At 34.6% G+C, this 9,910-nt stretch carries 10 protein-coding genes; 7 read left to right on the forward strand and 3 right to left on the reverse strand.

Annotated elements, in window-relative coordinates; all coding sequences use genetic code 11:
* Positions 1 to 529: 529 nt before the first annotated feature.
* Together ACMX9J_RS27455 and ACMX9J_RS27460 are read left to right on the forward strand one after the other, a co-directional pair.
* The gene (locus ACMX9J_RS27455) at positions 530 to 697 is read left to right on the forward strand and encodes an aspartyl-phosphate phosphatase Spo0E family protein (RefSeq protein WP_047749689.1); all 168 of its coding nucleotides are present in this window, start codon (positions 530 to 532) and stop codon (positions 695 to 697) included.
* A gap of 305 nt (positions 698 to 1,002) precedes the next feature.
* Positions 1,003 to 1,203, forward strand: coding sequence for a hypothetical protein (locus tag ACMX9J_RS27460; protein ID WP_377257368.1), 201 nt, complete (start codon positions 1,003 to 1,005; stop codon positions 1,201 to 1,203).
* 21 nt (positions 1,204 to 1,224) lie between these two features.
* Here ACMX9J_RS27460 and ACMX9J_RS27465 read toward each other — a convergent pair whose 3' ends face one another.
* The 3 genes from ACMX9J_RS27465 to ACMX9J_RS27475 form a co-directional block, all read right to left on the reverse strand.
* The gene (locus ACMX9J_RS27465; RefSeq protein WP_416226452.1) at positions 1,225 to 1,362 is read right to left on the reverse strand and encodes a hypothetical protein; all 138 of its coding nucleotides are present in this window, start codon (positions 1,360 to 1,362) and stop codon (positions 1,225 to 1,227) included.
* Positions 1,363 to 1,618: 256 nt separating this feature from the next.
* Complete coding sequence (locus ACMX9J_RS27470) at positions 1,619 to 2,194, reverse strand: MEDS domain-containing protein (RefSeq protein ID WP_377257365.1); 576 nt, start codon at positions 2,192 to 2,194, stop codon at positions 1,619 to 1,621.
* A 1,029-nt stretch (positions 2,195 to 3,223) separates the two neighbouring features.
* Positions 3,224 to 4,021 (reverse strand): M23 family metallopeptidase, encoded by a 798-nt coding sequence (locus ACMX9J_RS27475; protein WP_377257362.1) that lies wholly within the window; start codon positions 4,019 to 4,021, stop codon positions 3,224 to 3,226.
* Between the two features lie 758 nt (positions 4,022 to 4,779).
* On the opposite strand from ACMX9J_RS27475, the gene ACMX9J_RS27480 reads away from it, so the two are divergent.
* The 5 genes from ACMX9J_RS27480 to mobV all read left to right on the forward strand — a co-directional run bounded on the left by ACMX9J_RS27480 (position 4,780) and on the right by mobV (position 9,907).
* Positions 4,780 to 5,289 carry a hypothetical protein gene (locus ACMX9J_RS27480; protein ID WP_377257359.1) on the forward strand — a complete coding sequence of 170 codons (510 nt, stop codon included), beginning with the start codon at positions 4,780 to 4,782 and terminating at the stop codon, positions 5,287 to 5,289.
* A gap of 235 nt (positions 5,290 to 5,524) precedes the next feature.
* Positions 5,525 to 6,103 carry a MarR family transcriptional regulator gene (locus ACMX9J_RS27485; protein WP_047749693.1) on the forward strand — a complete coding sequence of 193 codons (579 nt, stop codon included), beginning with the start codon at positions 5,525 to 5,527 and terminating at the stop codon, positions 6,101 to 6,103.
* A gap of 588 nt (positions 6,104 to 6,691) precedes the next feature.
* Positions 6,692 to 7,231 (forward strand): DUF3967 domain-containing protein, encoded by a 540-nt coding sequence (locus ACMX9J_RS27490; RefSeq protein WP_416226453.1) that lies wholly within the window; start codon positions 6,692 to 6,694, stop codon positions 7,229 to 7,231.
* A 177-nt stretch (positions 7,232 to 7,408) separates the two neighbouring features.
* Positions 7,409 to 7,825 carry an NAD(+)--rifampin ADP-ribosyltransferase gene (gene arr / locus ACMX9J_RS27495; RefSeq protein WP_416226454.1) on the forward strand — a complete coding sequence of 139 codons (417 nt, stop codon included), beginning with the start codon at positions 7,409 to 7,411 and terminating at the stop codon, positions 7,823 to 7,825.
* Between the two features lie 663 nt (positions 7,826 to 8,488).
* Positions 8,489 to 9,907 carry a MobV family relaxase gene (gene mobV / locus ACMX9J_RS27500; RefSeq protein ID WP_416226455.1) on the forward strand — a complete coding sequence of 473 codons (1,419 nt, stop codon included), beginning with the start codon at positions 8,489 to 8,491 and terminating at the stop codon, positions 9,905 to 9,907.
* Positions 9,908 to 9,910: the final 3 nt, after the last annotated feature.

Genomic DNA, 9,910 nt, shown 5'->3' on the forward strand with positions numbered 1-9,910 from the left:
AAATATCATTTTTTCAATACGTCGGTGGGATTCGCAAGCAATCCAAACGCCAAGAACAAGACTTAGAACGGTAAAAAGGAGACATGAAGTTGAGCAAAATTAAAACGACACTCTTACTTATTGCTTTTGCAGTTGTAGCTGGTTACGATATTTATTTATTGTTGACTGCTTATCACTATGGCTTTTCTGGTTAGTAAATATAGTCAAATCCATATAAAAAAAGCTATTTCAATCGTATTGGCATCGGAGTGAAATAGCTTTTTTTATTTTACATTCAAGAGTGTTCTGGTTCGTCATGGATATCTTTATATGTGAAGTATATCACAAACTTTTTTAGTTGTGAAGATAAAAATCAAAATTTGTATGACAAGTTTTGATTTTAACATAAAATTCCGTTGTATAAGGACATTTGTATACTGTAAAATATTTGTATGAACATAAAAAGATAAAATGAATACAAGGTTGATCGCTCTTAGAATGATCAACCTTTATTTGTTTTGCTATTAAAAGCAAATGGGTGAGGGGAATATTGGAGTCTCATAAAGTGATCTTAAAAGAAGCTTTAACCGTTGAGATTGAAAAAGAGAGAAAATGTTTGATTGAAACGGCATTTAAAGAGGGGTTTACAAGTAATAACACGGTAGAGATTAGTCAATTTATTGATGAGATGTTAAATGAATTAGAAAAGATTAAATAGAGCTATTAAAAGCAAAAAAGCAACCTCGGCATTGGCCAATGAACGAGGTTGCTTTTTTTGTAAGGGTTTGTTCATACGTATTCGAAGTATGAAACATAAGTAGATTACCATGTTCTGTAATTAATGACTGTTTTTAATGTGTTGCTACATATACAAAATAAAAGAGCAACCTCCCGTCCACTACAGAGGTTGCTCAAAAATAGGGTTACGTTGAAATTTGTAAAAAATAGTCTGACTTTTAATGTATCATATTTGTATACAAAATCAATTATTTGAAACGTTCAGTATATGTATAAAAGGATTATGTGCCAAAAGAAGAGTTAGATAAGGCGAATGAGAAGGTTCACGAATTAAGAAAAGAGAATAAGACATTGAAAGCTTGGAAGGAAAAAGCCTTGAATTGGATTGATAAGAATGTGGAGAAAATGAAACAGATTTCGTTCTTTCAACATGTTGGGGGAATTTACAAGCGTAATAAGCGTAGGGATCAAGAAATGGAAAGATAATAAGATTAATTAATATGCAATTTAGCTAAGAACAGCAAGAATAAGAGCAATTTGGGTGACCAGCATCTCTTTTAGACTAGAATCAATACATGTAGAGTGTTGATCCAGTAACAATAATAGTTCTCTGTTGAATAAGAAAAATTCATTTCTGGTTAACATAATATTTTTCCTCCTTTTTAACATTTTTTATTAGCATAAAAAAGCTATCTAATTTCTATGAGCATTGGCTTTACATAGAAATTAGATAGCTTTTTTAAAAGGTTCAAACATATAACAAATAACAAAAAGATAACTGCAAATTAATAGTATCATCTCATGTCTATAAAGAGTACATTTTTCCGTCATAGGGTCAAAGCATTGCTAGATCTAAAAGAAGAAATAAAAAACGCTTAAATAATCATACTCATTGTTTTTTTTATTTCATATCAGTTGATGATGGGTATTGTTCAGAGAGAATTAAATCATCTTCTACAAGAATATAAGGGTGTGTTTCCATTAAAATATTTCTCAGGTATTCTGGCATTCTCTCACTTTTATATGCACAAATTAATGGAAATGATAGTTGGTTTACAGCGTTATCCACTATCTTTTCGAAATCTTCGATTAGATGCAAAGGGTCTTCCATACTACTCCATTCTACATGTGCCCATGATCTGAAAGAAATTCCTTTTTCTAAATAAGGTTGTACGGTTTTGTTGAAGTAATCGTGAATTGCGGGAGGATGATAACTACCACTTGAATAATAGAAATCGAAATTATTAATACGGTGTATCATTTTCATTTGATCTGTGGTCAATAGTGTTTTTAGTTCATTATGAATGAGAGGATATAAACGGTCATTTTCAATAAGAATAATACAATCTCCAGAAAGAATTCCATCTTGGATATAACTTACGATTTGTTTTATATAGTTTTCTGACTCGTTATAGGAATACAGTACATGAACACTCTTTTGGTCTTCAAATAACTGATTCATTTTATTTTTGCACACATAATCCCTTCTTTCTTCTATCTTTCTAATTATACTGGGATTATGTAAGTTGAATACAGTGGTAAATTTTTTATTTATACTTTATCAGAGCGTAACATATGAATAAAACGTGCACTTTTTATACATCCGCCTCCCACTTGGGTATCGAGTAAACGTAGTCATATCAAGGATGTATAAAAAGTTGCATAAAGAAGAAAAGAGAACCTCATCGGAACCCTTATTCCTAAAGGGTTCTCTTTTTTGATGTCTTCCGGAAAGAGTGATTATGTTAACTAAGAATGTATAGAATATACAATTTAAAATAGAGAAAGCTACTGGCCAGCAAGTGCCAGTAGCTTCCTTATTATCGTAAATAGGATGATTATGATTTATTATATTCAAATTAATTATAAGTGTTTGGACAAGCGTTGATATTCTAAAAAGATTAGTTAACTTTAATTAATATAGTGGAACTATACAAACAGAAAAACTCCCTCAATGCGTGTTAAGGAAGTTTTCTGTGTAAAATTCGAATAAGAAAATCCGTAGATGCCTTACGGCGTCTTGGGTAGTTTTCTCAAATGATAAAAACATATTCAATTTTGAAAGCAAAAAAACCACCGGGCCTAATCAGTGGTTTCTCTGTTCTCGTAAGGAAACTGGAGAGTTAGCATTATGATGCCTCACGGCGTCTTGTGTAGTTTGCTCACTATATAAAACAATATTCATGATGGAAAAGTTTCTTAATGATAGCCCATACTATTTTCTTAAATTATGACACTTAGAGACACTGCCATTTTAGTAGCATATTAGCTACCTTACAGCATATTAGGAGGTGGCATATTAGGAGGTGGTATATTAGGAGGTGGTATATTAGGAGGTGGCATATTAGCTGCTCCCATATTAGTTGCTTGCATATTAGTTGGTGGACAATTACAGTCATTATTGGAAGAGGATTTATGTTTTTTTGTGCGATGATGATGTTTACCAGGAGGTTTAGGAGGCATGTTTAATCACCCCTTTCTTTGATTACATTTTACTGCTCTTTATTTAAGATTCAAGCACCCACATCGATCCATTCCAGCGGTACCATCTCTGTGTAGGGGTCCACCACAAGCGATAATATTGTCTAGTATTATCGAAGTAGTAATAGCTTCCTGTATAGGCTCCAAAATTATTTACATAGTACCAGATGCCGTTAGTTGATATAAATTGGTTTGTCTGGCGTATGCCATTATTATAGTAATACCATGTTCCACTGTCTTCATCTAATACCCAGCCATTTTTTGGAGTAATATCGATTCCCGTGACATTAAACATCGTCCAATTACAAGTTCCACCATTCTGCCAATAAGGACTGGCAAAAGGGTTATTAGGGTCAAATTTAGAGTTAGGTTTAAAGCGGGCAAGATGAACATGGGGTCCAGTTGTTATTGCTGAATTGTCTACCGTCCCAAGAGGAGTTCCTACTTGTACTGTGGAACCCACAGTTAAGTTACTACTAGGGAGAACGTGAACATATGAAGTGAAGTACCCATCAGCACCTCTAACTATTACTTCATTAGCCTGTCCACAATTTGGATTTGGTTGGTTATTTCTATCAACTCGGTTATTTTGATCAAATTTAGTTGAAGAGATGAATTTACTAAAACAATTGGAATTTCTTTCAATGAATACTACTGTGCCACCCTCTACGGCAAAAACTTGAGATCCATATTGAATACCATCAAATCCTATATCTCTGGCACTAGAAATCACTTGATTGTTAAATGTACCCCCATGACAACCTTGATACATTCTAACTGTTTGTGTGGTATTAAAGGGAGTACGTTGATATTGATACGGCAATTATTTTCACCTCCTTTCTAGCATAAGAACACTACATTCTATGAAAAAAATTTACGTGTGCTTGTCCTTTTGTCCTAAAAGCAAAAAATAAAAGGGATTTTTCAACTACTAAAATTTGTTTCAGTGAAAAAATAGCAAAAAAAAAAAATAAACATCCCCTGATCGGAATGCGATTTGGCAGTATAAAGGGCAGGCTGGATCAGCTAACACAGGAAACTTTATGAATATTATTAATGAAAAAAGTACAACTAATACTAAGAATGGTAGTATATTTAGCCAAAACATTGCTGGTAATTTATAATTGAAAAAGAGTGTTTTTTTTCTTTTCTTTATATACATATAAGCTATTTTTTACACAAGGTACGAGTTGCATAAAAAATTTCGGCAGGTTTGGACCTTTAGCCAAGCCGGCATACCGAAAACGAAGGATATAGGGGAATCGGCTTGTTTTAGCAAGTATACCTGCCGAATCGCCTGTTCAGTTGTCTAAAATAATCACTTTCACTCTAGTACTAGCAACACTTTTAAAAAAATAAGAAGCCAGCCTCTACCCCAAAACAAAGGGGGAAATAAGCTGCATTGTCAATGGTAAGCGGACCGTAGGGAGCATTAAGGAATTGACAATGTCTCTAAACCTGAACCCTCTTGGCACTCAAACAATCAGGTTTGCAATTGACAGCTTGTGTAAAAGCAGGAAATATCATTTTGCATTTGAATACTAGTACTATACTTTTAAAACGGAAGTGGAGGCTAGTACGATGCTGGTAAAAAAGATGTTAAATGGAATTATGATGAAAGAGATCACAATTAAAGAATTAGCTGATCAGTATGATGTAAGTACTCGTACCATCCAATTAAGAATTAAGAAACTAGGATATGAATGGGATAGTAAGCAAAGTATTTATCGTTATGTTGGGGAAGAGCCAGAACCTTTAGAAGTTGATTTTAATACTCTTATTTCTAAAACTAATAAAATGCCAGCAGAACAAAAGCAAACTACTAGTGAAATAGCAGCTAGTATTAGTCACGTGAATGAAAGTGAAAGTAATAGCGCTAGTTTTCCGAAAGCTAGTACGAATGCTAGCAAAGTAGATGCAATTGATATCTTACTTCAGAATCCAAAAGACCGTTCTAAAAGAATATATAGAGGATTTTATTTTGATGACGACGTTTTAAGTATTATTGATCGAGTTCCTAGAAGTTATAAATCTGAATTGGTGAACGAAGCTTTGAGAAAAGTATTTAAAGAAAAAGGGTTATTAGACTAAAAAACTCACCTACATTTTAGGTGAGTTTTCTTGTTTATTTTACAAATAGGGTTTGCAAAAATGTAGGATTTGGTAGAAAATTAGACATAAGAAAAAGCCCTCAAGTTTTCGACGACTCCGAGGACTTTCTCTAAAAAATATTAAGAAGGGATTAACCTTCAACTACATAACTTTATAAATGTATTCTAACACAATTAGGTTAGTTCCTTCCACTACTAAATGGAGGAATTTAAAAATGCAAAAAGCATTGCAAGAAGCCGAAAAAAAAGCTAGATTACGAGAAATTGAAAACGGTAAAGTTCTAAGTGAAGAAGAATTAAACTATGCAAACGAACTTCAAGCCAAAGCTAATTCAAAGGGAATGAAGTTGGTTCCGGAAAGAAAAATTAAGAATAAAGTGAGGTTTGTACAGTTGATTCAAGAAAATATTTTATATTTAAGAGATATAAAATACTTAACTACTGCAGAGAAAAACTTTTTAATGGATTTAGTTCCTAATGTTGAATTTTCTTCTAACTGTATAGTTAATGATTCTAGACAAGTTAACTCACTTCCCGTTACTCAAAGTGATCTTGCAGAAATATTAGGAAAAAAGAAACAAAATGTAAATCCGATTATAAAAGGGTTGATTGATAAAGGTATTTTAGCAAGATCAGAAAGCGGAATAGAAGATAATAATGTCAGGGCATATGCTTTATTTATTAACCCTCACATTATGTTTTCTGGAGATAAAGACAATATAAATGGAACATTAAAAGCTATGTTTAGAAAAACACCTAAAGAATTAAAGAATCTACCTATTAGATTATTTTAAGAACCTGTAATAAGGTTCTTTTTTTGTATTTTCGTAGTAATGATTTTTCATTACCAAAGTAATGATTTTTCATTACTACGGAATTAGACTAAAACCCTTTAGTATCAAGTGTTAAAGCCATGTTTAAAAAGTCTTCTCTTCTCACTCTATATTAAATAGCAATTCGCTGATAGAATTGCAAGAGTCTTTTTATACTTTTTTCGTTAAAAATATAAAATTAAAATGGCTATTTAAAATACAAGGTTCGAGTAGTATTTTTTAAGAAGATCACTTAAAAAATCTCCACTCTTTTCTCCTTGTATTTTAAATTTCGGCAGGAGTGGTTATATCGCCAAGCCGAACATACCCAAAACGAAGTTAAAGATGCTCGGCTTACAACGGCCATTGTACCTGCCGAACCGCCAGAGCAACTGTGCAAAATTCTACTCTTTTTCATAACATATCTACACTATTTTAAAGCCAGCCTCACACCCCAAAACGAAGGCGGTCACGTGATTTTAAAATATAAGTCTAAATCATCTTTTAAAAGGAACTTTTCTTTTATATATCGAATGACATATCATAGGACATAGCAGGAGGTTGTGCGATATGTCAGGTGACACAAAGAAACAGCAAAAGGTTTATACAGCAAGGGAAGTCGCTACCCTTTTAGCGATACAGAACACGACTGTTCGTAAGTATTCTCAGCTGCTTGAAAAAGCAGGGTACCATATCCATAAAAATGAGTTGGGCCATAGAGGTTTTTTTGATAAAGATGTAATTGTTTTACGTAAGATTAGAGAGTTGATAAAGCACCCTGATATGTCACTGAATCAGGCTATAAATGCAGTAATATCAACGGTTGGCGAAGAGGATGTGTCAGACCGCGACACAGAGGAATTAGTGACATATCAGGGGACACAACAGTATGAGCAATTACTAAAACAATTTGAAGATTTTAAAGAAGAACAAATGAAATTCAACCAAGAATTATTGAAGCAGATCCAACAAAGAGATAAGTATATTTCAAAGAAATTAGAGAATAGAGATCGTGAACTTTTAGATGCTGTTAAGGGAATTCAAGAAACTCAAAAGCTTATTGCTGCCAGTGAAGAAAAGAAAAAGAAGTGGTGGGAATTTTGGAAATAAAAAAGGGCTGCTAATTAATTAGCAGCCCTTTTTTATTTAGATGGTTTGTTTCCGATAATATCTTAATCTCTACTTTAATTATAACCCTATTTGAAAATTATTTATAGACTGTTTTTCTACTCATGTCCGGCCTTATACTGTTATACGCAAGTCAAAAAGTATAAAGGGTGTGGCTATATGAATGAGAAGAAAAATGTCTTAGATCCTGGTCCTTTTTTCCATGGTACTAAAGCAGAACTAAAAATTGGAGATCTACTTGAACCATTGTATTTATCTAATTATCAGGATAAAAAATCTAACCATATCTATTTTACTGGAACATTAAACGCTGCTAAATGGGGTGCTGAATTAGCAAAATCTAATTCAAAAGAAAGAATTTATATTGTAGAACCATTAGGCGATTTTGAAAATGATCCGAATTTAACCGATAAAAAATTCCCTGGAAACCCGACACGTTCTTATAGATCTAAATCTCCCTTGAAAATAGTAGCTGAATTAGCTTCATGGGAAAGACATTCCGATGAAGAAATAAATCATATGCTTACATCTTTAAAAAAGTTAAGTGAAGAAGGAAAGAATGTAATATACGATTGATTCTCATATAAGAGATAATGTCTTGATTCCTGGAGTAAACATATAACATACCTACAATGAAGGCAGCCTTTATTGTGACTATGACTTGAAGGAGGAAACCTTTATTAATAAAAATAAAAGTTTTCTACTAATTGCTGTGGTTATTAATATTGCTATATGGATCTTTGTTCAGGAACAAATAACGACCTCCAAGACTGATTGTGCTATTCTATCCATCAACCAGCCAAAGATATATGAATGAATATTTGAGGTCTGTCAACGGTAAATCGCAAGACCGTTAGGTCGAGAATTTAAGGAGTTGATAGACGCTCCAGACCTAAAACCCTCTTGGCACTCAAACAACCACGTTTGTTTGACGCCAACCGGCGAGGGAGCCCCCTCAAAAAGTGAGGGGGTTGGGGGAGTTTTTTTAATGGGGTTAAGGGGAAGAGTTCCCCTTACAGGTGGTGGACGGCGTCCACGGTCTTAAAGAAAAAGGGCATCCGTTTAGGATGTCTTTTTTCTTTTTGGCGGAGCCAAACACAGGGAGGAACACCGACCGCCACCTCGTAGAGCGCGCTCCCAATTTTATCGAAGATGAAAAATTGGTGTAGTGCGTTACACCAAATCTAAAGTTGTGGTATGCTAGACCCAAGTACAGTGGTCGAAATGGGGGATTGAGGGATGGCCAAATATGGGATTATCCGCATGCAAAAGTTCCACAAAGACGCAATATTGGGGATCCAGAAACACAACCAACGAGAAGGCGAGAACAGTAAAAATAAAGACATCGATTCAACCAAAACGATGCTCAACTATGATTTTGTAAACGAGGACAAAATTAAGTACCATGAAGAAATTAAGAAGATGACGGCCACCCGTGTGAAACGAAAAATTCGAAATGATGCAGTCCTGGTGGCAGAGTTCTTTGTATCGGCCAGTCCGGAGTATATGCATGCGATGTCGTCAGACGAGCAACGCAAATATTTTGAAGCATCATTAGATCATATTGCCGGTAAGTATGGTCAGCAGAACATTTTATATGCTGTGGTACATAATGATGAAGCCACGCCACACATGCATGTGGGTTTTGTGCCCATCACGGATGATCGGCGCTTGGCGGCGAAAGAGTACTTCCATGGTAAAACGAAGATACGTAGAATCCAAGATGATTTTCACAACTATATGAACAAACGTGGCTATGACATTGAACGGGGCGAGCCGAGCGAGCTGCAGCATAAGAGTGTTCATGAGTTTAAGAAACAAGAACGTCAAAAAGAGCTAAAGCACTTGCAACAACTAGTGGCTCATAAGGAAAAAGAGCTTAAAGATATGGATAATTTGCTGGAGTTAAAAACAGCACCACCCGTTGAGATACGTAGCGAGAGACGTATTGAAGAGTTATGTAGCCAACCTTTTGAAGTAGAGGCGGCCAAGAGTGTCATGGGTTCCAAAGTGAAAGTGGAAGAAGCAGATTTTCATGAGCTTATGAGTCTCACAAAAGAGCTGCAGCAAACATTGGCGGCCGAGCACGAGCGTACCCATGCGTTGAGCCATGAGCTTGATCGTTATGAAAAAGAGAATAAGACATTGAAGCATGATTTAAGTGAAACAAAGCAAGAATTAGAGATATATGTGGCGGATCAAGATGGCCAAGTAGAGAAAGCTAAGAAACAAATGCGCCAGAAGCTTGTCCATGATTTTTCAGCTGAACAAAAGGAAAATGTGAAAGATGAGGTTAAGAGAGAACTAGATACGCAATATAAAGCTCATATAAGCTCTCTCAGCGATGATTTGATGATTGAGAAGCAGAAACATGAAAAAACGAAAAAAGAGCTTGTACAAGTAAATGAAGTGAATGAGAGCTTAACGCAGATGAATCTTGGTTATATAAAGGATTATGTGCCAAAAGAAAAGCTAGACAAGGCGAATGAGCAGGTTCATGAATTAAGAGAAGAGAATAAGACATTGAAAGCTTGGAAGGAAAAAGCCTTGAATTGGATTGATAAGAATATGGAGAAGATGAAGCAAATATCATTTTTTCAATACGTCGGTGGGATTCGCAAGCAATCCAAACGCCAAGAACAAGACTTAGAACGGTAAAAA

Origin of the sequence: Priestia sp. RMT2NF4, from assembly GCF_047872835.1 — a bacterium.
GTDB lineage: Bacteria > Bacillota > Bacilli > Bacillales > Bacillaceae_H > Priestia > Priestia zanthoxyli.